This window comes from Corynebacterium sp. MSK039 (assembly GCF_030232315.1).
Lineage (GTDB): Bacteria > Actinomycetota > Actinomycetes > Mycobacteriales > Mycobacteriaceae > Corynebacterium.
The window spans coordinates 108,943-133,875 of record NZ_JASPJL010000006.1 but is presented as its reverse complement, the minus strand read 5'-3'; the positions used below and the strand labels follow the sequence as shown (position 1 = coordinate 133,875).

Annotated in this window: 23 protein-coding genes and 1 riboswitch; of the genes, 7 read left to right on the top strand and 16 right to left on the bottom strand. The window is 66.0% G+C overall.

Translation table 11 applies throughout. The annotated features are described in order from the left end of the window. Positions 1 to 328: 328 nt before the first annotated feature. Positions 329 to 1,639 carry a tyrosine--tRNA ligase gene (gene tyrS / locus QP997_RS06285; protein ID WP_284846579.1) on the bottom strand — a complete coding sequence of 437 codons (1,311 nt, stop codon included), beginning with the start codon at positions 1,637 to 1,639 and terminating at the stop codon, positions 329 to 331. 32 nt (positions 1,640 to 1,671) lie between these two features. Then, a complete protein-coding gene (locus tag QP997_RS06280; protein WP_041628482.1) occupies positions 1,672 to 1,845 on the bottom strand; it encodes a Trm112 family protein in 174 nt (57 codons plus the stop codon). 172 nt (positions 1,846 to 2,017) lie between these two features. After that, a riboswitch (TPP riboswitch) is annotated at positions 2,018 to 2,131 on the top strand. Between QP997_RS06280 and thiC the strand changes: the two genes are divergently transcribed. The 7 genes from thiC (at position 2,131) to QP997_RS06245 (ending at position 9,685) form a co-directional block, all read left to right on the top strand. After that, positions 2,131 to 3,951, top strand: a complete 1,821-nt coding sequence (gene thiC, locus QP997_RS06275; RefSeq protein ID WP_284846578.1) for a phosphomethylpyrimidine synthase ThiC — start codon at positions 2,131 to 2,133, stop codon at positions 3,949 to 3,951. It overlaps the preceding riboswitch by 1 nt. A 64-nt stretch (positions 3,952 to 4,015) precedes the next feature. Then, positions 4,016 to 4,693 carry a thiamine phosphate synthase gene (locus QP997_RS06270; RefSeq protein ID WP_502870437.1) on the top strand — a complete coding sequence of 226 codons (678 nt, stop codon included), beginning with the start codon at positions 4,016 to 4,018 and terminating at the stop codon, positions 4,691 to 4,693. A gap of 9 nt (positions 4,694 to 4,702) precedes the next feature. Continuing rightward, complete coding sequence (locus QP997_RS06265; RefSeq protein WP_284846577.1) at positions 4,703 to 5,869, top strand: MFS transporter; 1,167 nt, start codon at positions 4,703 to 4,705, stop codon at positions 5,867 to 5,869. Positions 5,870 to 5,981: 112 nt separating this feature from the next. Beyond that, positions 5,982 to 7,202 carry a glycine oxidase ThiO gene (gene thiO, locus QP997_RS06260; RefSeq protein ID WP_284846576.1) on the top strand — a complete coding sequence of 407 codons (1,221 nt, stop codon included), beginning with the start codon at positions 5,982 to 5,984 and terminating at the stop codon, positions 7,200 to 7,202. Positions 7,203 to 7,278: 76 nt separating this feature from the next. Further along, positions 7,279 to 7,485, top strand: a complete 207-nt coding sequence (gene thiS / locus QP997_RS06255) for a sulfur carrier protein ThiS (protein ID WP_070758175.1) — start codon at positions 7,279 to 7,281, stop codon at positions 7,483 to 7,485. A gap of 83 nt (positions 7,486 to 7,568) precedes the next feature. Continuing rightward, positions 7,569 to 8,405, top strand: coding sequence for a thiazole synthase (locus QP997_RS06250; protein WP_070761955.1), 837 nt, complete (start codon positions 7,569 to 7,571; stop codon positions 8,403 to 8,405). A 2-nt stretch (positions 8,406 to 8,407) separates the two neighbouring features. After that, the gene (locus tag QP997_RS06245) at positions 8,408 to 9,685 is read left to right on the top strand and encodes a ThiF family adenylyltransferase (RefSeq protein WP_070761954.1); all 1,278 of its coding nucleotides are present in this window, start codon (positions 8,408 to 8,410) and stop codon (positions 9,683 to 9,685) included. A 19-nt stretch (positions 9,686 to 9,704) separates the two neighbouring features. Here the strand turns inward: QP997_RS06245 and argH are convergent, their stop codons facing one another. From argH to infC, 14 genes are all read right to left on the bottom strand, one after another. Next, positions 9,705 to 11,138 (bottom strand): argininosuccinate lyase, encoded by a 1,434-nt coding sequence (gene argH, locus QP997_RS06240; protein WP_210398578.1) that lies wholly within the window; start codon positions 11,136 to 11,138, stop codon positions 9,705 to 9,707. A 136-nt stretch (positions 11,139 to 11,274) separates the two neighbouring features. Further along, positions 11,275 to 12,474 (bottom strand): argininosuccinate synthase, encoded by a 1,200-nt coding sequence (locus QP997_RS06235; RefSeq protein WP_070761952.1) that lies wholly within the window; start codon positions 12,472 to 12,474, stop codon positions 11,275 to 11,277. Positions 12,475 to 12,608: 134 nt separating this feature from the next. After that, complete coding sequence (gene argR, locus QP997_RS06230) at positions 12,609 to 13,091, bottom strand: arginine repressor (protein ID WP_070758165.1); 483 nt, start codon at positions 13,089 to 13,091, stop codon at positions 12,609 to 12,611. After that, entirely contained in the window at positions 13,076 to 14,014 is a 939-nt protein-coding gene (gene argF, locus QP997_RS06225) for an ornithine carbamoyltransferase (protein WP_070761951.1), read from the bottom strand. Before argF ends, argR begins: the two co-directional genes overlap by 16 nt. A gap of 2 nt (positions 14,015 to 14,016) precedes the next feature. Further along, on the bottom strand, positions 14,017 to 15,246 hold the full coding sequence (locus QP997_RS06220; RefSeq protein ID WP_070761950.1) for an acetylornithine transaminase: 1,230 nt from the start codon (positions 15,244 to 15,246) through the stop codon (positions 14,017 to 14,019). A 49-nt stretch (positions 15,247 to 15,295) separates the two neighbouring features. Continuing rightward, complete coding sequence (gene argB / locus QP997_RS06215; protein ID WP_070758159.1) at positions 15,296 to 16,210, bottom strand: acetylglutamate kinase; 915 nt, start codon at positions 16,208 to 16,210, stop codon at positions 15,296 to 15,298. Between the two features lie 27 nt (positions 16,211 to 16,237). Next, positions 16,238 to 17,440, bottom strand: a complete 1,203-nt coding sequence (gene argJ, locus QP997_RS06210; RefSeq protein WP_070761949.1) for a bifunctional glutamate N-acetyltransferase/amino-acid acetyltransferase ArgJ — start codon at positions 17,438 to 17,440, stop codon at positions 16,238 to 16,240. A gap of 123 nt (positions 17,441 to 17,563) precedes the next feature. Continuing rightward, entirely contained in the window at positions 17,564 to 18,601 is a 1,038-nt protein-coding gene (argC, locus tag QP997_RS06205) for an N-acetyl-gamma-glutamyl-phosphate reductase (protein ID WP_070761948.1), read from the bottom strand. A 196-nt stretch (positions 18,602 to 18,797) separates the two neighbouring features. Beyond that, the gene (gene pheT, locus QP997_RS06200; RefSeq protein WP_284846575.1) at positions 18,798 to 21,365 is read right to left on the bottom strand and encodes a phenylalanine--tRNA ligase subunit beta; all 2,568 of its coding nucleotides are present in this window, start codon (positions 21,363 to 21,365) and stop codon (positions 18,798 to 18,800) included. A gap of 71 nt (positions 21,366 to 21,436) precedes the next feature. Then, positions 21,437 to 22,444, bottom strand: coding sequence for a phenylalanine--tRNA ligase subunit alpha (gene pheS / locus QP997_RS06195; protein WP_284846581.1), 1,008 nt, complete (start codon positions 22,442 to 22,444; stop codon positions 21,437 to 21,439). Between the two features lie 98 nt (positions 22,445 to 22,542). Continuing rightward, complete coding sequence (locus QP997_RS06190; protein ID WP_284846574.1) at positions 22,543 to 23,352, bottom strand: TrmH family RNA methyltransferase; 810 nt, start codon at positions 23,350 to 23,352, stop codon at positions 22,543 to 22,545. A 220-nt stretch (positions 23,353 to 23,572) separates the two neighbouring features. Continuing rightward, positions 23,573 to 23,956 carry a 50S ribosomal protein L20 gene (rplT, locus tag QP997_RS06185; RefSeq protein WP_012360369.1) on the bottom strand — a complete coding sequence of 128 codons (384 nt, stop codon included), beginning with the start codon at positions 23,954 to 23,956 and terminating at the stop codon, positions 23,573 to 23,575. Between the two features lie 65 nt (positions 23,957 to 24,021). Next, the gene (gene rpmI, locus QP997_RS06180; protein WP_012360370.1) at positions 24,022 to 24,216 is read right to left on the bottom strand and encodes a 50S ribosomal protein L35; all 195 of its coding nucleotides are present in this window, start codon (positions 24,214 to 24,216) and stop codon (positions 24,022 to 24,024) included. 39 nt (positions 24,217 to 24,255) lie between these two features. Then, positions 24,256 to 24,780, bottom strand: coding sequence for a translation initiation factor IF-3 (infC, locus tag QP997_RS06175; protein WP_148820535.1), 525 nt, complete (start codon positions 24,778 to 24,780; stop codon positions 24,256 to 24,258). Between the last annotated feature and the right edge of the window lie 153 nt (positions 24,781 to 24,933).

The window sequence follows — 24,933 nt, the reverse complement described above, 5'->3', positions numbered from 1 at the left end:
ACACAACACTCCACAACCACAACACTGTGGCGCTTCACGTTGAGGCGGATTCCGAGCTTATCACCCACATGAACCAGGAGCAAACCGGAGAAAAACTCACGATCACTTGGCGTTCACACACTCGGTGACAAGAAACAAGACCGAAAGGGGAACCCAACCACCCGGCATCAGCGCCGTCGGCCTTGCAGATCAATAATCTACACACAGCCCACAACAAACACAAAACCCCAGGTAGAAGCAGGAAACCCGGACATCGTTATGGTCAACGATGCCCGGGTTTGTTCAACAGCTTCGGCGCTCACACCAAGAACGGCGCAGCGCTGCTCGCCTAGGAGCTGATCTTCGCGCCGGCGAAGTTCTTCTTCCCCTTACGCAGCACCAGCCAACCGCCAACCAGAAGGTCCTCCGCAGAGACGGTCCACTCGGCGTCGTCGATGCGCTCGTTATTTACGTACGCACCGCCCTCCTTAATGGTTCGGCGAGCCGCACCATTGGACTTCTCCAGACCAGCGGCGACGAGCAGTTCGACGAGGCTTGCGCCAACAGCACCTTCCGCGACCGTCGTCTCCTGCAGGGCCGCGGCGAGCGTCTGCTCGTCGAGGTCGCTCAGATCAGCGCGACCGAACAGTGCCTGGGCAGCTAGCTCGACCTTGCCGACGGCGTCCTCACCGTGAACCAGCGCCGTCATCTCCTGGGCGAGAACACGCTGCGCCTCCCGCTTGAACGGGCGCTCGGCGACCTCCACGGCGAGGCGGTCGATCTCCTCGCGGTCCAGGAAGGTGAACATGCGGAGGAACTTCACCACGTCGGCGTCGGCGGTGTTGAAGAAGTACTGGTACCAGCTGTACGGGCTCGTCAGCTCCGGATCGAGCCACAGGTTGCCGCCACCCGTGGACTTTCCGAACTTCTTACCCTCAGAGTCCGTGACCAGCGGAACCGTCAGGCCGTGGACAGAATCCCCGTCCATGCGGCGGACCAGGTCCACACCGGAGACGATGTTGCCCCACTGATCGGAGCCACCGACCTGCACGCAGACGTCGTGCTCGCGGTGCAGGTGAACGAAGTCATTCGCCTGCAGCAGCATGTAGGAGAACTCGGTGTAGGAGATGCCGTCGGCAGCGAGGCGACGCTTCACGGTGTCACGGGAAAGCATCGTGTTCAGCGAGAAATTCTTGCCCAGGTCGCGCAGGAAGTGGATGACGGACATGTTGCCGATCCAGTCAGCGTTATTGACCAACGTCGCGGGGTGCAGGCCCTTGCCCGACTCCTCGAGCTCAGCGCTGCCCTCGAAGAGGAGGAAAGCGCGCAGCTGCTTCTTGATGTGCTCCACGTTCTCGGCAACCTGCTCCTCGGTCAGCATGGAGCGCTCGCCCACGTCGCGCGGGTCGCCGATCATGCCGGTGGCACCACCCGCCAGGGCGAAAGCCTTGTGCCCGGCCAGCTGGAAGCGACGCAGCAGGAGCAGCGGCACGAGGTGGCCGGCGTGGAGGGAATCGCCCGTCGGGTCGAAGCCGCAGTAGACCGCGGTCGGGTTCTTCAGCTGCTCGCGAAGTTCATCAAGGTCGGTGGAGTCGGCGATCAGCCCGCGCCACTGCAGCTCGTCAACCAGGTTGGAGTTTTGAATCGTCTCGTTAGACATGTCTTTCCTCAGTCAAAGATGTGTGATCGTTTTTAAGCTTCTGCCAGCGGCCAGTCGACCGCCTCATCGGTGAGCAGAACCGGGATGCCATCGGAGACCGGATAGGCACGTCCCAGCCGCGGGTTCACCAGATAGTCGCCGTGATCCTCCAGCGGCTGCTTATCTTGCGGGCAGGCGAGGATCTCCAGAAGCTTCGGATCAATCATGCGTCTCATTGTAGCGACATCTTTTCCTCCCGTTCGCTTGGCTACCCCTACCCGCTTTCTGCCCTCTCCCCTGTGTTCATTGCTGTTGTTTTAGGACGCCGCCCTCCCCTCAATTTCGGGCCCGCGTTCATTCATTGTTTGAGTGTCCGAAGCGTTCGCTATGGTTGGTTTCGTACCGAAATACGGGTGCCCCTGAAGTGGCTGGGGCTGAGATCGCGCACGCCAGCGCGGAACCGTCTGAACCTGTCTGGTTAGCACCAGCGAAGGAAGTTGGAGGAGCTCTTCATGAGCGCGCAAAACGTAGATATTTACGCGTCCGAAATTCACCCGAAGCACCGCTACGCACCCCTGCGGGTCAATGGTCTCGAGGTACCGCAGACCGCGATCGACCTGGACGATTCCCCCACCGGCCCCAACGAGCCGGTCAAGATCTACCGCACCCGTGGCCCCTACGCGGAGCCGGAGGTGGGCCTGCCTGCGCTGCGCAACGAGTGGATCCGCGACCGCGGCGATGTCGAAGAATACGAGGGCCGGAAGCGCAACCTGCTGGACGACGGCACCCGGGCAGCCAAGCGCGGCGCAGCCAGCGAGGAGTGGCGCGGCGAGAAGCGAGCACCACTGCGCGCCAAGCAGGGCCAGCGCGTGACCCAGATGGCCTACGCCCGCCGCGGGGAGGTCACCCGCGAGATGGAGTTCGTCGCACTGCGCGAGAACTGCGACGTCGAGAAGGTGCGCGCGGCGGTGGCCTCCGGCCGGGCGATCATCCCGAACAACGTCAACCACCCGGAATCCGAACCGATGATTATCGGTAACCAGTTCCTCACCAAGATCAACGCCAACATCGGCAACTCCGCGGTCACCAGCTCCATCCGCGAGGAGGTGGACAAGCTGCGCTGGGCCACGCGTTGGGGCGCGGACACCGTGATGGATCTGTCCACCGGTAACGACATCCACACCACCCGCGAATGGATCCTGCGCAACTCCCCGGTTCCGATCGGCACCGTGCCGATCTACCAGGCGCTGGAGAAGGTGGGTGGCGTGGCCGAGGACCTCACCTGGGAGATCTTCCGCGACACCGTCGTCGAGCAGGCTGAGCAGGGCGTGGACTACATGACCGTCCACGCTGGTGTGCGCCTGCCCTTCGTGCCGCTGACTTCCAAGCGCGTCACCGGCATCGTTTCCCGTGGCGGGTCGATCATGGCGGGTTGGTGCCTGGCCCACCACAAGGAGTCCTTCCTCTACGAGAACTTCGACGAGCTGTGCGAGATCTTCGCGGCCTACGACGTCGCGTTCTCTTTGGGTGACGGTCTGCGACCGGGCTCCATCGCCGATGCCAACGACACCGCCCAGTTCGCTGAGCTGAAGACCATCGGCGAGCTGTGCAAGCGTGCCTGGGACTACGACGTCCAGGTCATGATCGAAGGCCCCGGCCACGTGCCACTGAACAAGATCCAGATCAACAACGAGAAGGAAGAGGAATGGTGCGGCGGCGCGCCGTTCTACACGCTAGGCCCCCTGGTCACGGATATCGCACCGGGTTATGACCACATCACCTCCGCGATCGGCGCGGCGAATATCGCCGCCGGTGGCACCGCGATGCTGTGTTACGTCACCCCGAAGGAGCACCTGGGGCTGCCCAATAAGGACGACGTGAAGACCGGCGTGATCACCTATAAGCTCGCCGCACACGCCGCGGACGTGGCTAAGGGGCATCCGGGTGCTCACGAGTGGGACGACGCCATGAGTAAGGCCCGCTTCGAGTTCCGCTGGCACGACCAGTTCGCGCTCTCCCTGGACCCGGATACCGCGCAGGCGTACCACGACGAGACGCTGCCGGCGGAGCCTGCGAAGACGGCTCACTTCTGCTCGATGTGTGGCCCGAAGTTCTGCTCCATGCGTATCAGCCAGGACATTCGCGACGAGTTCGGCGACAAGATGGCCGCTGACCTGGGTCTGCCAAGCATCGGTCAGCCCAAGGATGCAGCACACGCCGACCCTGACGTCCTGGCTGCCGTCGAGGCGGGAATGGACGAGAAATCCGCGGAGTTCCTGGAACGCGGCGGGCAGATTTACTTGGAGGAAGATGCGAGTGTCCAGCACAGCTAGCAACGATGACGGTCGCCAGGCTGGCGGCACAGGTGTGGGTGGGCAGGTAGCCAACCCCCGGACACTGGACCCCCGGGCGTTGACCTGCTACTTCGTCACCGGTCGCATCCCGGATCTCGACTGGGAAGAGGAATGCGCGGAGATCACCCGCATCGCCGCTGAGGCAGCGGCCGGTGGTGCTGGGGTGATCCAGGTGCGCAGCAAGCCGATCACCGTCCGTCAGCTCACGGAGCTCTCCGTCAAGGTCGCAGCGGCCGTGGCCGACGCGAATCCGAACGCGGTGGTCCTCATCGACGACCGCGTGGACGTCGCCGCTGCCCTGATGGCGGAGCACAACATCCACGGCGCGCATATCGGGCAGGATGACCTCGACCCGCGACTGGCGCGCGCTGTGCTGGGCGAAAACGCGATCATCGGGCTGACCACCGGCACCCTGGAACTGGTGGAGGGAGCGAATGGCTACGCCGACGTCATCGACTACATCGGCGCTGGCCCCTTCCGCCCCACCCCGACGAAGAACTCGGGCCGCGAGCCGCTCGGGCTGGCGGGCTACCCCGCGCTCGTCGCTGCCTCTGCGGTGCCGGTCGTCGCGATCGGGGACGTCCGGGCCGAGGACGCCGCAGAACTCGCTGCCACCGGTGTGGCCGGGCTGGCGATCGTCCGCGGAATCATGCAGGCCGAGGACCCGAAGGCCTATGCCGAGAGCGTGGTTTCCCAGTTTTCGGGAGTCAACGAGCGTTAGATAGGGCCTATGAGCACACCCGGAACGAGCGCACGGAGAGTTTTTATCAGCGTCGCTGCCCTCCTGCTCACCGCTGGCTGGTCGGCGAATCACTTCGCGTCCGTGCTCGTGGCGCTGCGAGAGCAACTCAACTTGTCGCCGCTGCTGGTCAACGGCGCTTATGGGATCTACGCGCTGGGTTTGGTGCCGAGCCTCCTCGTCGGAGGTGCGCTGGCCGACCGCTTCGGCGGACGCCTGGTGGCATTGGCGGGCTCGCTCATCGCGGTGGTGGGTAACAGCATCCTCATGCTCTTCCACGGGGCGCCTGGGCTACTCACCGGCCGCTTCATCGTCGGGCTGGGCGTTGGACTGGTGGTCAGCGCGGGTACCGCGTGGGCGGCGCGGCTGAATGGGGCCGCAGGTTCGACGCTGGCCGGCATCGTCCTCACCTCGGGTTTCGCGCTGGGGCCGGTGATCTCCGGGCTCGCCGAGTTCGCGTTCTCGCCACTTTGGCTGCCTTTCGTGCTGAGCATCATCGCCTCACTCGTGGCCGTGATGTTCTCGCTGCGCACTGGTGACCTGCCTCGGCGGATCCTGGCTGTGGCGGAGGATCCGCAAGTCGATCCGAGCGCCTCGCCCCGCAAGGCGCTGGCGACCTCCGTGCCGGTGGCGATGTGGGTCTTCGCGGCGATCACCACCGCCTTCGTGGGGCTCGCCGCGCGGGTGGCTGAGTACTTCGAGACCGGGGTGTTCCTTCCAGGAGTCGCGGCCGCGGTTGGTTTTGGCACGGGTCTGGCGATCCAGGCGGCAGGGCGCCGTTGGGGCTGGGGTCCGCGCTCCGGGGTGGTGGGCATCCTGAGCGCAGGGGCCGGCTTTCTCGTCGTCGCCCTCGGTGGCGAGGCCCCCTCGCTGCTGCTCTTCTTCCTGGCCACCGTGCTGCTCGGGCTCGGCTATGGCCTGTGCCTGCGCGACGGTCTGCTGGACGTCAACGCCTACTCCCCGGCCTCCCACCGTGGCCGTATCCTCGGGGCCTACTACGTCGCGACCTACGTGGGCTTCGCCCTGCCACCGCTGATGCAGGTTCTTGAGCCACGAGTGGGCCCTTCGCTCCCCTTCGCCGTTTTGTCCGCCATCGCGGTGGCCGCCGCGCTGCTGCGCAGCTGGCAGATCCGAACCGGCTACCTCAACCGCACATGAGGCGGACGCATACCTTGCCCATTATCCGAGAATCAATACCGCAGACCGTGGGTCGCAGTTCCGCAGCCCACCCAATTCGTGGCGCGAGCGCACCACTAGAAAGAACAAGACCTTGAGCAGCTACGAGCATGTGATTATCGGCGCCGGGATAATTGGTCTCAGCACCGCCGTGGAACTAACCCAAGCCGGGGTGCCCGCCGCAGACATCGCGATCATCGACCCAGCACCGATCAGCGGTGCCTCGTGGGTCGCGGGTGGCATGCTTGCCCCCGTCGCCGAGGTGCAGTACGGGCAGGAGGAGCTCTACCCCCTGATGATCCGCGCCGCCGAGCTGTGGCCGGCGCTGCGCGAAGCTGTCGAGTCCGTCACCGATTTGCCCACCGGCTACCGAGAGGAATCCACGCTCGTCGTCGCTGCTGACCGCGCCGACGCCACCCACCTCGCTGAATTGCTGGAACACCAGCGATCCCACGGGATGACGGCCACCCGACTGCCCGTGCGTCAAGCCCGCAAGCTTGAACCTGGACTGCACCCGCAGCTCGCTGGCGCCGTGGAGATCCCCGGCGACCATCAAGTCAACCCCCGGTTGTACTGCGCTGCGGCCGTCGACGTCCTGAAAAAGAAGGGCGCGGCCTTCCTGGAGCAGGAAGCGACCGGGCTGGTGCACGGCAGCGATGCGGCGGGGGCTCACACCGACCTCGGCAACGCAGAACAGGCCAGCAGGTGCACCGCAGTGCGTCTCGCCGACGACACGGCAGTGGACGTGAGCGGGAGCGTCTACGTCTGTAACGGCGTGGGGGCAGCAACGCTCGAGGGCGCCCCTGCCCTGCCGGTGCGGCCCGTGCGCGGGGACCTGATCCGCCTCGGGGTCCCCGAAGGCCGGCCCGCCCCGGTGGAGCGCGTGATCCGGGGTTTCTTCGAGGATCGGCCAATCTACGTCATCCCCCGCACCGACGGCACGATCGCCGTGGGCGCGACGACACGGGAGGACGAACGTCGGGCACCCGCTGCCGACGGGGTCTACACCCTGCTGCGCGACGCCATCCGCGTGGTGCCGGGAATCGAGGACTGCGAATTCATCGAGGCGCTCGCCGGGGAACGCCCAGGCACTCCCGACGACCTACCCCTGATCGGCAAGACCAGCGGGAATGTGGTCATCTCGGCGGGATACTTCCGGCACGGCATTCTGTTGTCTGCACTGGGCGCTAAGGTGACGGCACACCTGGGGCTCACCGCTGGTGATGGCGATGCGGCGTTGGGCGAGGCCGCAAAGGCGGCCGGGGTGAGCCTCGAGGCGTGCCGCTGGGAGCGCTTCGCGACCGAAACGCACTGAGCCAGTGGCACGCGACTGGGAGATAATGGGGCAAGCAGAACGCCCGGAGAAAGACGGACGAAAGGATGCATCGAGAATGAATTACACGGTGAACCAGGAAGAGCGCCAGGGCAAGGCGGGACTCACGATCGCCGACGTCGTCGCCAACGAGACCGGCGAGAAGGATGCCACGGGCATCGCGATCGCGCTGAACCAGGCGGTCGTGCCACGCAGTCAGTGGGAGAACCGCGGGGTGGCCGACGGCGACGAGATCGACATCCTCGTCGCAGTGCAGGGTGGCTAAGCTTGCCGTTTCCCGCTCGCTCGGCTGAGCCAGCCACGAAGCCCCTGGAACGACGGCACCGACACACACAGAAGAAGGCATAGATGCTTGAAATCGCAGGTAAGAAGTTCGACTCGCACCTGATCATGGGCACCGGCGGGGCGAGCAGCCAGACGCTGCTCGAGAAAGCCCTGGTAGCCAGCGGTACCCAGCTGACCACCGTGGCAATGCGCCGCTTCCGGGCAGGCAAGAACGCTGGCACCGCTGGGGCCTCGAACGGCGCTGCGGGAGGCGAGAGCGTCTTCGGGCTGTTGAACCGGCTGGGCATCGACGTCCTGCCGAATACCGCGGGCTGCCGGACCGCCAAAGATGCGATCCTCACCGCCCAGCTTGCCCGCGAGGCGCTGGGCACCAACTGGGTGAAGCTGGAGCTCATCGCCGACGACCGCACACTCCTGCCCGACGTGGTGGAGCTGGTGGACACCTGCGAAATGCTGGTGGCCGAGGGCTTCGAGGTGCTGGCCTACACCAGCGACGACCCCGTGGTCGCCAAACGCTTGGAGGACGCCGGAGCGGCAGCCGTGATGCCGCTGGGCTCCCCGATCGGCACGGGGCTGGGGATCCTCAACCCGCACAATATCGAGCTGATCTGCGCCCGAGCCTCCGTGCCGGTGCTACTCGACGCCGGGGTGGGCACGGCATCGGACGCCGCGCTGGCCATGGAGCTCGGCTGCAGCGGCGTGTTGCTCGCCAGCGCCGTCAACCGCTGCCAGGATCCCGTCGCTATGGCCACTGCCATGAGGCACGCGGTCGAGGCCGGCCGCCTGGCCGCTGCGGCGGGACGCATCCCGCAGCGCACCCACGCGGAAGGTGCACTGGCCAGCTCCAGCTTCGAGGGGCTGGCGTCCTGGGACGAGGACTGGGCGGAGGAGGTGCTCTAAGCGTGGCTGAAAACACACACACTTCTTCCCCGCACACAGCGGGAACCGAGCAGGCATTCCCCGCCGGTGACTTCGTCTCGCTTCCCTACCGCGAGCAACGGCGCACCGCCCGCCACCTGAACCTGCCGGGCTTCGGACCCGCCGAGCAGCAGCGGCTGCACGACGCCCGCGTGCTCGTCGTTGGGGCCGGCGGATTAGGTTGCCCCGCGATGCAGTCCCTGGCTTCGGCCGGAGTGGGCACGATCGTGCTCTATGACGACGACACGGTGGACGTGACCAACCTGCACCGCCAGATCCTGTTCTCGGCCGAGGACGTCGGCCGGGCGAAGGTGGATGCAGCCACCGATGCCTTGAAGCGCATCCAGCCGGATATCCGGGTCGAGACCCACCGCTACCGCCTGGACACCGAGAATATCGTCGAGGCATTCCGGCAGGTCGATCTGGTCATTGACGGCTCCGATAACTTCGACACGAAATTCCTGGTGGCCGACGCCGCCGAAATCTCCGGTACTCCCCTGGTCTGGACCACGGTCCTGCGTTTCGCCGGGCAGATCTCGGTGTTCAACTCCACCGCCAGCGGTGAACGCGGCATCGGGCTGCGGGATCTGTTCCCAGAGAAGCCCAGCGGAGATTCGATCCCCGACTGCGCGAGCGCCGGCGTGTTGGGCGCGACCACCGCCGTGATGGGCGCGCTGGCCGCCACAGAGGCCATCAAGTGGGTCACCGGGGTCGGACAGCCGCTGCTCGGCACCGTTGTGAGCTACGACGCTCTCACAGCGCGCACCCAGAGCTTCCGCATCGCCCCCGACCCGAGCCGCCAACCAGTCGCGGCCCTGTCCCCCAGCGACGGCCCCGCGGCCTCCTCTGCCGCCTGCGCAGTCCAGTCCCCGGAGTCTTCGGAGACCACGCCGAACCAGGCCCCAGGCGACTGCCCAGCACAGGCATCGGACAACGCCGCGCTGCACGAGCTCGTCCGCACCGGCAAAGCTTTTACGGTGGACGTCCGGGAGTACCACGAAACGCTCCTCGCCCAGCCGGGATTCATCGGCGAGCAGGGCGCCGACGAGCACCTAGCGATGTCCGCGCTCGCGGATCCCGCGGGCACCCTGGACGTTGCCTCGCCTGCAGTGGCCGAGGCCTTCGCCCGCCACCAGGGCACCGACGCGGTGGTTTACTGTGCCTCCGGAGTACGCAGCCAGCACTTCGCCGAAAAATACGGGCAGGTTGCCAGCGAGTATGGAATCACGCTGCACAACCTGCCCGGAGGGGTGCGGGGCTAAACCCCGCGACGCTCTTTCCTTAGCCGCGGACCGGCGTTTCCGCCCACCCGCGCAGCTCACCGGAAAGCGTCTCGACGCGCTCCCGCTGCTCGGCGACCCGCACACCGGCGGTGCCGCCACGGGTCGACCGGGACGCCACCGCGCCATCGATGGTGAGCACCTCGCGAACCTCCGGGGTGAGCCGAGAATCCACGGAGGCAAGCTCCTCGTCGGTGAGGTCGATGAGGTCCACGCCGCGGGACTCCGCGATACGAACGCAGGAACCCGAAGCCTCGTGAGCCTCCCGGAACGGCACGCCCTGGCGCACCATCCACTCCGCCAGATCCGTCGCGAGCGTGAAGCCCGCCGGGGCGAGCTCGCGCATACGGTCCTCGTGGAAGGTCAGGGTGGATACCAGACCAGTCATCGCCGGCAGCAGCAGATTGAGCTGTGCCACCGAGTCGACGATCGGCTCCTTGTCCTCCTGCAGGTCGCGGTTGTACGCCAGCGGCAGGCCCTTGAGGGTGGCCATCAGCCCGGAGAGGTTACCGATCAACCGACCCGTCTTGCCGCGCACGAGCTCAGGCACATCTGGGTTCTTCTTCTGCGGCATGATCGAAGAGCCGGTGGACCAGGAATCAGAGAGCGTGACGTAGCCGTACTCCGGGGTGCACCAGTAGATGATCTCCTCGGCCAGGCGGGACATGTCCACCGCGATCTGCGCGAGCACGAATGCCGTCTCGGAGGCGAAGTCGCGGGAGGAAGTACCGTCCAGGGAGTTATCCGCCGCGGAGTCGAAGCCGAGCTCCTCTGCGATGGCCTCCGGGTCCAGCTTCAGCGAGGAACCAGCCAGCGCGCCCGAGCCATAAGGCGAGACAGCCAGGCGCTTATCCAGGTCCTGCAGGCGCTGAATATCGCGCAGCAGCGGCTGGGCGTGAGCCAACAGCGAGTGGGCCAGCAAGATCGGCTGGGCAGCCTGGGAGTGCGTCTTACCCGGCATGATCGCCTCCGGGTGAGCCTTCGCCTGGGCAGCCAGCGCGTCGATCAGCTCGGTGACCTGGACGGCGATGTCGCGGATCGCGTCGCGGATCCACATGCGGAACATCGCAGCCACCTGGTCATTGCGGGAACGTCCCGCGCGCAGGCGACCGCCGACCTCCGGGCCGACCCGGTCGATCAGGCCGCGCTCCATCGCGCCGTGGACGTCCTCGTCGGAGGGTGCGGGGACGAAGGAACCCTCCGCGACGTCCCGACCCAGCTGGTCCAGCCCGTTCAGCATGGTCTCCAGGTCGGCGTCGGAGAGGAGCCCGGCCCGATTCAGCACCTTCGCGTGTGCCTTCGAGGCGAGCACGTCATAGGGGGCGAGCACCCAGTCGAAGTGGGTGGACACGGACAGCGCGAACATGGCCTCCGAAGGGCCGCCGGAAAAGCGGCCGCCCCAGAGCGCGCCCTCGTTCGTGCCGTGCTTGTCCAGCGCACCGGGGTTGGACGCACCGTGATCTGCCATTGAAGGATTCCTCTCCGTGAGTGACGTCGTGAAAGAAAGTCGGTCTTAAAGAAACTAACGGCGGGCAGCCCCACGAACGGGACCGCCCGCCAGGAAGGGGCTATTACAGGATGCCCATATCGCGCTTAGCGGCGATCTTGGAGGACAGGCCGTGCAGCTCCACGAAGCCCTTGGCCAGGGACTGGTCGAAGCTATCGCCCTCGTCGTAGGTGGCCAGGTTGAAGTCGTAGAGGGAGTGGTCGGAACGGCGGCCATTGATGATGATGTTGCCGGCGTGCAGCACCAGGCGGATGTCGCCGGTGACGTGCTCCTGGGACTCCTCGATGAAGGCATCCAGGGAGCGCTTCAGCGGGGAGAACCACAGGCCGTCGTAGACCAGGTCGGACCACTCGGCGTCGATGCCGCGCTTGTAACGAGCCAGCTCGCGCTCGATGGTGACGGCCTCCATGGCCTCGTGCGCGCGGATGAGGGTCATCGCGCCCGGAGCCTCGTAGATCTCGCGGGACTTGATGCCCACCAGGCGGTCCTCGACCATGTCCAGGCGGCCCACGCCCTGCGCACCAGCGCGGCGGTTGAGCTCCTCGATGGCCTCCAGGACGGTCACCTTGCGGCCGTCGATGGCCACCGGCACGCCGGCCTCGAAGGAGATGATGACCTCATCCGGGGCCTGGCCCAGGGCCGGGTCCTCGGTGTAGGCGTAGACGTCCTTGGTCGGGGCGTTCCACAGGTCCTCCAGGTAGCCGGTCTCGACCGCACGGCCCCAGACGTTCTGGTCGATGGAGAACGGGGAGGACTTGGACTGCTCGATCGGGATGTCGTTTTCCTCGGCGAAGGCGATGGCCTTGTCGCGGGTCCAGGCGTAGTCGCGGGCCGGGGCGATGATCTCCAGCTCCGGTGCGGTGTTGGCGAAGCCGACCTCGAAACGGACCTGGTCGTTGCCCTTACCGGTGCAGCCGTGGGCGACGGCAGTGCCGTTGTGCTCCTTGGCAGCCTCGGCCATGTGCTTGACGATCAGCGGGCGGGAGATCGCGGAGACCAGCGGGTACTCCTTCATGTACAGACCGTTGGCCTTGATGGTCGGCAGGCAGTAGTCGTTGGCGAACTCGTCGCGGGCGTCCACGACGATGGACTCCACAGCGCCGGCGCCGAGCGCGCGCTGGCGGACGGTCTCCATGTCCTCGCCACCCTGGCCCAGGTCGATGGACACGGCGATGACCTCAGCATTGCGCTCCTTGGCGATCCAGCTGATGGCGACGGTGGTGTCCAGGCCACCGGAGTATGCGAGTACGACGCGATCCTTCATTGAGGTTTCCTTTCCCCGTTTTCTGTTCTTCTTTTAAAGATTCTAGTTGTTCAGATTTTTTGTTGAGCATCCGGCGCGGGCTAGTAGCGCCCATTCTGGTTGGCCGCTCTCCCACCGGATCGCTGGCACGGTTCCTAACCGCGGGCCAACTCCGCGAAATACTCCGCAACCTGGGCCCCGCTGTGCCCCTCGCGGGCGAGCACGAAGACCGTGTCATCACCCGCGATGGTACCCACCGTCTGCGGCAGTTCCGAGCGGTCGAGGACGCTGGCCAGGTATTGAGCCGCCCCCGGCGGGGTGCGCAGCACCGCGATGTTGCCAGAATCGTCGTGGGCGACCAGCAGCTCGGAAAGCACCCGGCGCAGGTGCGCTGGCCCGTCCCCCACCATGGCTTCGGCCAGGGTGTAGTGGGACTTGCCGTCGGTGCGCACCTTGCGGGCTCCCAGGTCCACGAGGTCCCGGGAGAGCGTGGCCTGCGTGATCTCGATATCCATGGTGTGCAGGATGTCGAGCAGCTCGCGCTGGTTCGCCACCTGGTGCTGGCCGATCACCCGTGCGATGGCCGCCTGCCGGGCGGACTTCGACGGCGCGGCCGGCCGGTCTAACGGAGCAGCCATACCATCAGCGCCTTTTGCGCGTGCAGGCGGTTTTCGGCCTCGTCGAAGACCACCGACTGCTCGCCGTCGATAACCTCGGCGGTGACCTCGTTGCCGCGGTAGGCGGGCAGGCAGTGCAGGAAGATCGCGTCCTCCTTCGCCTCCGCCATGAGCTCCTCGTTGACCTGGTAGGCGCGCAGGGCGCTGCGGTCGACGTTCGGGTCCTGGCCCATGGACACCCACGTGTCCGTGATGACGACGTCGGCGTCCGCGGCGGTGACCTCATCCGTCACGGTGACGGTGGCTCCGGTCTCCGCGGCCCGCTTCTTTGCCCGCTCCACGAACTCCGCCTCTGGCTGGAAGCCCTCCGGGGCGCAGATCGTGATGTCGATGCCTGCGGTGGCGAAGCCGAGCATGTAGCTGTTGGCCATGTTGTTGGCGCCGTCGCCGAAGTAGATGGCCTTCAACCCGGCCAGCTCGCCCTTCTTCTCCCGGATGGTCTGCAGGTCCGCGAGGATCTGGCAGGGGTGGAAATCATCGGAAAGGGAGTTGATGATCGGCACCGTCGCGGTCTCGGCCATCTCCGCGAGGTTGCTGTGCGCACCGGTGCGCCACACGATCATGCTGGCGAACCGCGAGAGCACCGCTCCGGTGTCCTGGAAAGTCTCCCCCTTGCCCATCTGGGAACTACCGGAGTCCACGACGATCGGGCTGCCGCCCAGCTCGGTGATCCCGGCGCTGAAGGAGAAGCGGGTGCGGGTGGAGGTCTTGTCGAACAGCACCGCCACGGACTGGCGCTCCAGGATGTTGCGGAAGGGATTGCCGTAGCGGTCGGCCTTCACCTTCTCCGCCAGGTCCAGGACCTGCGCCTGCTCGGCCGGGGTGAGGTCGTCGTCCGCCAGCATGTGGCGCAGGGGCTTAGTGTTCTTTTCTGCGAGGGTCATATCTAGCTTTCTGTGGTCGACGTCTCGGTTGGGTTCGGTAGGTCGTCGAGCATCGCGGTGATCTTCGACGCTGCCTCATCGGCCTCGGCGGGGCTCAGGTTCAGCGGCGGCACGATGCGCAGCACCTCCGGCGAGGGCTTGTTCAGCAGGATTCCGTAGTTCGCGGGGTCGAGCTCGCACGGGGTGTCCAGAACGACGCCCAGCATCAAGCCGCGGCCGCGGATCTCGGTGACCCGCGGGTGGTTCTGCAGGGCAGCGACCAGCTGCGCCCCGACCTCCTGCACGTTCTCCAGCAGGTTCTGTTCCTTGATCTCATCGATCACGGCATTAGCCGCAGCGCAGACCACCGGGTTGCCGCCGAAGGTGGTGCCGTGCATGCCCTTGGCCAGCAGTTGGGCACGGGGCATGGCCAGGCAGGCGCCGATCGGGAGCCCGCCGCCCAGTCCCTTGGCCATGGTGATGACGTCCGGAACAACGCCGGAACCATCGGACTGGAAACCGAACCAGGCGCCGGTGCGCCCCATGCCCGCCTGGACCTCGTCGACAATGAGGAGGATCCCGCGCTCGTCGCAGATGCGACGCAGCCCGGCGAGGAAGCCCTCCGGGGCGGGGATCACGCCGGTCTCGCCCTGGATCGCCTCCAGGATGATGGCGGCGGTGTTCTCGTCGGCCATGGCGTCGACGGCGTCGAGGTCGCCGTAGGGGTAGTACTCCACGCCCGCTGGCATCGGTTCGAAGGGCTTGCGCTTATCCGGCTGGCCGGTCAGCGCCAGGGACCCCATCGTGCGCCCGTGGAAGCCCCGCTCGGCGGCCAGGATCTTCGGCCGCCCAGTCGCGCGCGCGATCTTGAACGCGGCTTCGTTGGCCTCGGCGCCGGAGTTACAGAAGAACACGCGGGCGTCCGCAGCCTCCTCGGTACCGACCAGCGAGGTCACCTTCCCCGCGAGCTCGATGACCTGCGGGTGGGCAAAGACATTCGAGGTGTGCCCCAGGGTCTGCAGCTGGGTGGTCACGGCCTCGACGATCGCTGGGTGGGCGTGCCCCAGGGCGTTGACCGCGATGCCGGAGAGCAGGTCGAGGTACTTCTTGCCCTCGCTATCCCAGACGTAGCTGCCCTGGCCCTTGACGAGGTTCAGCGCCGGGGTGCCGTAGGTGTCCATCAGCGTGTGCTGCCAGCGGTCCTGCCAGGTGGCTTCCGTGGCGGGAGTGGCTTGAGATTCAGTGTTGCTCATCGCCTTGATCCTTCGGGGTTGTGCGTCGGAAGTTTCTTGCTGCTGGGTTTTAGTGCTCGTAGGACTCTGCGGCGATCATCGTGCCGATACCGCCTTCGGTCATCAGCTCGAGGATCACCGAGTGCGGCACACGCCCATCGATGACGTGGGCGGCCTTCGCGCCGTTGCGAATGGCGTCCAGGCAGGCGGTCATCTTCGGGATCATGCCGCTATCCAGGGTCGGGAGGAGCTCCTCCAGCTCCTCGGGGGTGAGGCTGGAAACCAGCGAGTCCCGGTTCGGCCAGTCGGTGTAGAGCCCCGGCACGTTGGTGAGCATGACGAGGCGCTCGGCGTCCAGGGCTCCCGCCAGCGCACCAGCGGCGGTGTCGGCATTGATGTTGTAGACCAGACCGTCGTCATCCGGGGCAATCGTCGAAACCACCGGGATGCGGCCGGCATCGATGAGGTCGAACAGGCTGGTGGGGTCGACGTCGGTGATATTGCCGACCCGGCCGATGTCCACCAGTTCCCCATCGATCTCGGGCTGGAACTTCTCGGCCGTGAACAGGCCAGCATCCTCGCCGGAGGCGCCCACCGCGTAGGGCCCGTGCTCGTTGATGAGGCCGACCAGCTCGCGACCGACCTTGCCGAAGAGCACCATGCGCACGTACTCCATGACCTCAGGCGAGGTGACGCGGAAGCCACCGCGAAACTCCCCTTCCAGGCCGACCTTGTCGAGCATCGTGTTGATCTGCGGCCCGCCGCCGTGCACGACGACGGGGCGCGCGCCGACAGCGCGGAGGAAGACCATGTCGGCGGCAAAGGCACGCTTGAGCTCGTCGTCGATCATGGCGTTGCCGCCGTACTTCACCACCACGATCTTGTCGCGGTAGTGCAGCAGCCACGGCAGGGCCTCGGCCAGCACGTGGGAGCGCTGCGACGGGGTCAGCCCGCTGGTGCAGGAGGAGTCGTGAATCTTAGGCATGGTGAATCCTTGGGTTACCGCTGGCGCTTAGCTGGAGTACTCGGAGTTGATCTCGACGTAGGAGTAGGACAGGTCGGTGGTCCAGACGGTGGCCGCGCCGTCGCCGCTGGCGAGGTTGACCTCGACGTCGATGTCCTCACCCGAGAGATCAACCTCGCGGGCGTTCGGGGTTCCGGCGGCGTCGACGCAGACGTCGTGGCCGTTGAAGGACACCCGAATCTTGCTCGGATCCATGGTCACCGGGGCCATGCCGACGGCGGCGAGCACGCGGCCCCAGTTCGGGTCGGAGCCGAACATCGCGCACTTGAAGAGGTTGTCGCGGCCGATGACGCGCGCGGCGGCCTTGGCCTCCTCGTCCGTAGCTGCGCCGGTGACGGTGATCGCGACCTTCTTGGTCACGCCCTCGGCATCACCCTGCAGCTGGCGGGTGAGGTCGAGGCACACCTCGTGGACCGCGCGGGCGAACTCAGCGGCGTCCGGCTCCACACCGGAGGCACCGTTGGCGAGCATGATGAGGGTGTCGTTGGTGGAAGTGGAGCCGTCCACGTCGATGCAGTCGAAGGTGACCCCGCTGGCCGCCCCCAACGCCTCCTGGGCGGCCTCTGCGCTGGGCAGCTTGGCGTCGGTGGTGAGGAAGACCAGCATCGTGGCCAGGGATGGGGCCATCATTCCCACGCCCTTGGCCATCGCGCCGATGCTCCAGCCATCACCCTCGTAGACCGCCTGCTTGATGACGGTATCCGTGGTCATGATCGCCTCGGCTGCCTTGGTACCTGCTTCGAGGTCGGTGGAGAGCTCGGAGGCCAGCGCACCAACTCCCGCCTCGATCTTGTCCATCGGCAGCAGGTCGCCGATCAGGCCGGTGGAGCACACGGCCACGTCCGCGGCGTCAATCCCCAGCGCGCTGCCGACGAGCTCGCCGGTGCGCTTCGCGTCCGCCATGCCCTGCTCCCCCGTGCAGGCATTCGCGTTGCCGGCGTTGATGACGGCTGCGCGGAAAGTTCCGTTGTGCAGCGACTTGGTCAGCTGGACAGGCGCGGCCTTGATCTGGTTACGGGTGAACAACGCGGCGGCGTGGTAGTCGGGGCCGTCGTTGACCAGCAGGGCCATGTCCGGGTTGCCGGAGGGCTTAATGCCTGCGGTGACGCCGGCGGCGCGGAAGCCAGCCGGGGCGGTGACTCCGGTGCACTGACCGGCTTGTGGGTTGTGGTGTTCAGGCTGGGTGCTCACTGCGTGCTCTTCTTCTACTTCTTCAAAGGGGTTGATGTGGTGGGTGTGTTGTTCGGCGTGTGGAACGGCGCTGTGTTACGACGGCGCTGTATTAAGACGCTGCTGCGTTAGGTTGTCGCTGAGTTAGGTCGCGGCGATGGTCGGCAGGCCTGCGGTCTCGTCCCAACCGTTCATCAGGTTGAGGCACTGGACGGCAGCGCCCGCGGTGCCCTTGGTCAGGTTGTCGATCGCGGAGGTCGCGACGATCATGCCGTCGTCCACGGCGACCTGCAGATGAACCATGTTGGTACCGGCGACGTGGCGGGTCTCTGGCTGCTGGCCTTCCGGCAGGAGGTGCAGGAAGGGCTCGGATGCGCAGAAGTCCTCGTAGGCGCGTCGGACGTCGGCGGCGCTACCGCGGGCCGGTGCGGTGACGGTCGTGAGGATGCCGCGCACGAGCGGTGCTAGGACGGGGGTGAAGGTGACGTGGACGTCGTCGCCCTGGTCGCCACCCGGGACGAGCTCGAGGAGGTTCTGCTTGATCTCCGGGGCGTGCCGGTGGGTCATCACACCGTAGGCGCGGAGGTTCTGCATGGTTTCGGCACCGAGCAGGGCCACGCTGGGCTTCTTACCCGCCCCCGAGACGCCGGTGACGGAAACAACGGAGACCTGTGGGGCCATCATGCCGGCGGCGATGCCGGGCATAGCGGCGATGGTCGCGCCGGTCGGGAAGCAGCCGGGGGCGGCGACGCGGTTAGCTGCGGCGATCTCCTCGCGGTGGCCGGGCATCTCCGGGATGCCATAGGTCCAGCTACCGGCGTGCGGGGTGCCGTAGTAGCGCTCCCACAGGTCCTCGTTGCGCAGCCGGTAATCCGCACCACAGTCCACGATCTTCATATCTTCCGGCAGCCCCTGCTCCACGAGGGTGGCAGAAACGCCGTGCGGGAGAGCGAGAATCGCCATGTCGTGCTCGGCGAGCACCTCCGGGGTGGTCTCCTGGAGGGTGCGATCCGCCAAGGGGGTCAGTGCCGGGGCGAGTTCCCCGAAGTTCTGGCCGGCGTTGGAACCCCCAGTGAGGGCCCCGATCTCGAAGTCCACGCCGTATCCCGGGTGGTTGAGCAGCAAGCGGAGAGCTTCCCCGCCTGCGTAACCGCTGGCTCCTGCGACTGCAATCTTCTTCATTCTTTAATTATGCGCCCGATCACAGAAAAATGCAATATATACACGCTTATGCAAAATATGCAGCCCGCGATGGTGGTCCTCGCGGGCTGCATAAGGGGTATGTTCTAGAGGTCCGCTCCCCTCAGAGCACGGCCGCGCCCTAAGAACGCAGCTGCACATTAGGAGCGAAGCTGTGTCCTAGCAGCGAAGCTGTGCCCTAGGAGCGAAGCTCAGCACCCAGTTTCGCCGTGGCGGCGTCGATGGCCGCACGGCGACCCTCCGATGCCTCATCCTCGGTCAGCGTGCGGTCCGTCGCACGGAAGCTCAGGGAGAAGGTCAGCGAACGCTTGCCCTGGGCCAGCGAATCCGACTCGTAAATGTCGAACAGGCGGATGCTCTCCAGCAGCTCGCCGGCCCCCTCCTGCAGCACCTTCTGCACCTCGGCAACCGGCAGATCCTCGTCAACCACGAGGGCCACGTCCTGGTAGACCGGCGGGAAGGCAGACACCTTGGGCTGCGGGAAGCGCTCCTCCACCGGGAGCGCGTCCAGGTCGATCTCGAGCGCGATGCTCCGGGCCGGGATGTTGGCGCGCTCGCAGACCTGCGGGTGCAGCTCGCCCGCGTGCCCCACCACGGTGCCGTCGACCAGGATCTCCGCACAGCGGCCCGGGTGCCACGGCAGGAACTCGGCGTTGCGGAACTCCACGTCCACACCAGCCGCACGCCCGATCAGGCGGGCTGCCTCGAAGGCGTCCTGAGCCTCGAAGTTCTCCGCGCCACCCCACGGGCCCTGCAGAGCGCGCTGGCCGGCGGCGACCATCGCCACGTAGAGCGGCTGCTCCGGCAGGGTCTGAGCCAGCTCGTCCAGCTCCGCCTCGGACGGGCGCTGGGTCACAGCGGGCATCGGGGTCGGCTTGCGCCCGCTTTCCGGCAGGCGGGGCAGGGAAACCTGCTCCACGCCGAACAGGGCGACGTCCTTCTGACCACGCGCGGAGTTGCGGCGCAGGGCGTCGATCATGGACGGCAGCAGCGTGGTGCCCAGAGAAGCGTGATCAGACTCCAGCGGGTTCTGGACCTTCACCACGTTGCGGCGCGGATCATCCTCCGCCAGGCCCCACTCGTCGAAAACATCGTTGGCGATGAACGGCGTCGGCAGGATCTCCGCGAAGCCATTCCAGGCCATCGCGTGGCCGATGCGGCGGCGCAGGCGCTGGCGTGGCGTCAGGCCGCGGCCGACCGGTGCGTGCGGCAGGACCGATGGGATGTTCTCCAGCCCCTCGAGACGGAGAACCTCCTCCACCAGGTCGGCCGGGATGGTCAGGTCCGGGCGCCAGGTCGGCGGGGTGACCTCGATCTGGCGGGCACCCTGGCCATCGCGCAGGCCGGTCTCGCGGACGGTGCAGCCTACCTCGCGGAGGCGACCGATCGTGGTGCCGTCCGGGTAGATCATGCCCGCAACCTTGCCCGGACGGTTGGTGTGCATCTGGATCGTCGGCATGCTCGGCACCTCGCCGACCATGGTGCGGCCGTGCACCACCTTGCCGCCAGCGATGCGGACCAGCAGCGAGACCGCGAAGTCCAGGGCATTGCCGATGATCGCGGCGTCGGTGCCGCGCTCGAAGCGGCGGGAGGACTCAGAGGAGAGCTTGTGGCGGCGGCAGGTGCGGGCCACGGTGAGCTCATCCCAGTGAGCGGCCTCGAAGAGCACATCGACGGTCTCATCGGAGATCTCGGAGGTGCTGCCGCCCATCACACCGGCCAGGGACTGGATGCCAGAGTCGTCGGAGATGACGACGTCCTCGCTGGACAGGGTCCGCTCCACACCGTCCAGGGTGGTCAGAGTGTCGCCCTCGGAGGCGCGGTGCACCCGCAGGTTGCCGGTGATCTTGCCAGCGTCGAAGGCGTGCATCGGCTGGCCGAGCAGCATCATGACGTAATTCGTGACGTCCGTGGCGGCATTGACCGGGCGCTGGCCGCAGAGCATCAGCTCGCGCTGCAGCCACAGCGGGGATTCGGCGGTCGGGTCAATGCCCTCGACCTTGCGGATACCGAAGAGGGAGCACTTCGCATCCTCCTCGACCTCCAGGGAAAGGATGTCTTCCTTGATGCCCGGGATGCCGGCGAAGAGGTCGTCGTCGAGAGCGGCAGCCGCTGGATCGAGCGCCGGGTCGCGGTACTGCAGCTCGAAGGAGGACGCCAGCTCGCGGGCCAGGCCGCGGGCGGACAGCGCGTAGCCGCGGTCCGGGGTGACGTTGACCTCAAAGACCGTGTCATCCAGGCCCAGCAGGCTGCGGGCGTCGTCGCCGACGGCGAGACCGTTGGCCTTGATCTCCTCCTCGGAGACGGTGATGATGCCGGGGCTGGTGCCGTCGTAGAGGCCGAGCTCGGAGGCGGAGCACATCATGCCCTCGGAGATCTTGCCGTAGGTCTTGCGGGCGGAGATCTCGAATGGGCCAGGCAGCACGGTGCCCGGCAGAGCGACGATCACGTAGTCACCCTCGGTGAAATTGCGGGCACCACAGATGATGTTCTGCGGCTCACCGGTGCCGTTGGCCTCGCCGACAGCGACCTCGCAGTAGCGGATCGGCTTCTTGAAGCCCTCCAGCTCCTCGATGTTGCTCACCTTGCCGATGACGAGTGGCCCCTCGGTCTTCGGGAGGCGTTCGTAGCCCTCCGTCTCGAAGCCGACGCGGACGAAACCCGCGTCGAGATCTTCGGAGTCCACAGACCAGCTGGGGTTCGCGGTCTGCAGGATCCGGGTGAGCCAGTTCTGAGAAATCAACATGTGCTTGAAAAGGTCCTTTTGCCAGAAGAGTTGTGGAGCGGAGTTTGTTGTGGCGCGGGGCGCGGCGGGGCTTAGCCGCGGACCCCGAATGGCAGGGTGAAGCGGACGTCGCCTTCGACCATGTCGCGCATGTCAGGCAGCCCGTTGCGGAACTGCAGGGTGCGCTCGATACCCATACCGAAGGCGAAGCCCGAGTACTCCTCCGGGTCGATTCCCGCGGCGATGAGGACGTTGGGGTTGACCATGCCGCAGCCACCCCACTCGATCCAGCCGGCGCCGCCCTTCTTGTCCTCGAACCAGACGTCAACCTCGGCGGAAGGCTCCGTGAATGGGAAGTAGTTCGGGCGGATACGGGTCTTCGTGTTCGGGCCGAACAGAGACTTCGCGAGGTGGTCCAGGGTGCCCTTGAGGTGGGCCATGGTCAGGCCCTTGTCCACGGCCAGCCCCTCGACCTGGTGGAAGACCGGAGTGTGGGTGGCGTCCAGCTCGTCGGTGCGGAACACACGGCCCGGGCAGGCGATGTAGATCGGCACCTCGCGGGAGAGCATGGTGCGCATCTGCACCGGGGAGGTGTGGGTGCGCAGCACCTGGCGGGAGCCCTGCGGTGCGATGTGGAAGGTGTCCTGCAGGGTGCGGGCCGGGTGGTCCGGGATGAAGTTCAGGGAGTCGAAGTTGAAGTACTCCGCCTCGACCTCCGGGCCGTCGGCGATCTCCCAACCCATGCCGACGAAGATGTCCGCGATCTGCTCGTTGAGGATGGTGATCGGGTGCTGGGCCCCAACCTGGCCGCGGGTGGTGGGCTGGGTGACGTCGATGCGCTCGGCGCGGAGTGCTTCCTGGTTGCGCTTCTCCTCCAGCTCGGCCTTCACCTGGCCGAAGAGCTTCTCGACGCGACCACGTGCCATGTTGACGATGCGGCCGGCGTCCTTGCGCTGATCCTTCGGCAGGGAGCCGAGAGAGCGACGAGCAGCGGGGATCGGAGCGTCGTCGCCGAGGTGCGCGCGGCGGGCCTCAGCGAGTTCCTCGAGGTTCGTGGCGGAGGTAAAGGCCTTCTCGGCGGCTTCGGCCGCCGCCCCCATCGACTCTTCAGAGATTTCTACAGCAGCCTCAGGCGACACTGGCGATTCCGACAACGTGGGCTCCTCGCAACACAACACGTAAAAACGACTATTTCAGGCTACAGCTTAGCAATCTGTGCTTTAGAGGATTCGTAAAGGCACACACTTGCCGCCGTGGCGAGGTTCAGCGATTCGGCCTGCCCGCGCATTGGGATACTCACGCGGATATCAGCGAGGTCCAGCCAGTCCCCGAGCCCGTGTGCTTCGTTGCCGAAGAGCCACGCGGTGGGTTGGGCGAGCATGCCATTGTCGGGGTCGGCCGCCTCGTGGAGGGTGACGTCTCCGTCCGCTGCGGTGGCGAGGATCTGGAACTCCGCCTCGTGGAGCTTCTCGACGACCTCCACCACCGAGGTGTTGCGCGCGACCGGGAGGTTGAACAGGCTTCCCGCGGAGGCACGCACCGCCTTGCCGCCCTGCGGGTCCACGGTGTTTCCGGCGAAGAGAACTCCCCCGGCGCCGAAGGCATCCGCCACGCGGATGATGGTTCCCGCGTTGCCCGGTTCGTTCGTCTCGACGGGCACGGCAATCAGCGGGCTGTTCTTGACGGCACTGGCGATGAGGGCGCCGTCGTCAACCATTTGGTTCGCGCAGAGGGCGAACAGGCCGGTGTGGGTGACCGTCTCAGAGAGGTGGTCGGCGGCGCGCTCGGTGATGAGGTGGACGTGGGTGCCCGTGACGTCCTGGAGGAAAGGAAAGCGCTCCCACGCAGCCTCGGTGACGTACAGGTCGAGAACCTTGCCGCGCGCGAGCGCTGCGGTGACCGCGTTCTCCCCCTCGGCGAGGAAGCGGCCGGTCTTGCGCCGGGTGGCGGCGCGGTGCAGCTTGGCGGCGTTGACGATGCGGGGCGTGCGTTCGGTGAACATCTCCATGGCTTCACAGCCTAGTCGGGTCGCAGCAGGGCAAAGATTGTGGTGCCCCGCTACCGGCGCTAATTTTACTGCCCGCCTCCCCACTGGCTGCCTTTCCTGGGTCTCCACCGCTGCGTACCCGGCCTTCTCGCCACGCGGGGTGCGGGGTGCAAGCATGAAAAAACCGCCCCCGATGCGGTGTGCATCGAAGGCGGTGGGAGGCTTCACGCCTCGGGGAGCTTTAGGAAGCTGCCGGTGCGTTGACGTCCTCCGGCAGAGCAGCCTTAGCAGCCTCGCACAGTGCGGTGAAGGCAGCAGCGTCGGAGACAGCCAGCTCGGCCAGGACCTTGCGGTCGACCTCGATCTCGGCCAGCTTCAGGCCCTGGATCAGGCGGTTGTAGGTCATGTCGTTCTGACGAGCAGCGGCGTTGATGCGCTGGATCCACAGCTTGCGGAACTCACCCTTGCGGGCGCGACGGTCGCGGAAGGCGTAGGTCTTGGAGTGGAGCATCTGCTCCTTCGCCTTGCGGTACAGGCGGGAGCGCTGGCCCCGGTAGCCCTTCGCGGAATTCAGTACTTCGCGACGCTTCTTCTTTGCGTTCACAGAGCGCTTGACACGTGCCACGGTGATACGTCCTTTACTTCAGGTTGTTCTTTAGTATTTCGAGAAAAGGGGGAGGCTTAAGGTGATTAAGCCTTGCCCAGCAGGCGCTTCATGCGCTTGTTGTCGGCTGCGGACACGTCGGTGGTGCCCTTCAGGCGGCGGGTGCGGGTGGACGGCTTGCCCTCAAGGAGGTGGCGGCGGTAGGCGCGCTCGCGACGGAGCTTGCCGGAACCGGTGACCTTGATGCGCTTAGCGGTACCCTTGTGCGTCTTCTGCTTCATTGGTGAAAATCCTCTAGCAACGTTTGTGAACTACTGAGACTACTTCTTGCCCTTGTTGCGGACGGGGCCGAGAACCATCGTCATGTTGCGACCGTCCTGCTTCGGACGGGACTCAACCTGACCGAATTCCTCAACGTCAGCGGCAAGACGCTCCAGGAGGCGGAAGCCCAGCTCAGGGCGGGACTGCTCGCGACCACGGAACATGATCGTGACCTTGACCTTCGAGCCCTTCTCCAGGAAACGAACGACGTTACCCTTCTTAGTCTCGTAGTCGTGGTCATCGATCTTCGGGCGGAACTTCTGTTCCTTGACCACAGTCTGCTGCTGATTACGTCGAGCCTCGCGGGCCTTCTGAGCCTGTTCGTACTTGAACTTGCCGTAGTCCATGATCTTGGCCACGGGCGGCTTGGCGTTCGGCGCGACCTCTACAAGATCGAGGTCTGCTTCATAGGCCAGCTTGCGAGCATCGTCCGTCTTGACAATGCCGACCTGTTCTCCGTTGGGACCGACGAGTCGGACCTCGGGGACTCGAATTCGGTCGTTGATGCGAGCTTCAGCGCTGATGTGAACTCCTCAGTAGCAGTAGTAAGTGATCTTTACCGCAACTGCTTGTGAAGCCCTGAAAAATCCCCCGCGCCGGAGCGCCCAAATGAAAGCCCCTTCAATCATGTGGAAGAGGCTGCGAGCATAAAGCTTCGCTTTGGACCCGAGCCCAGC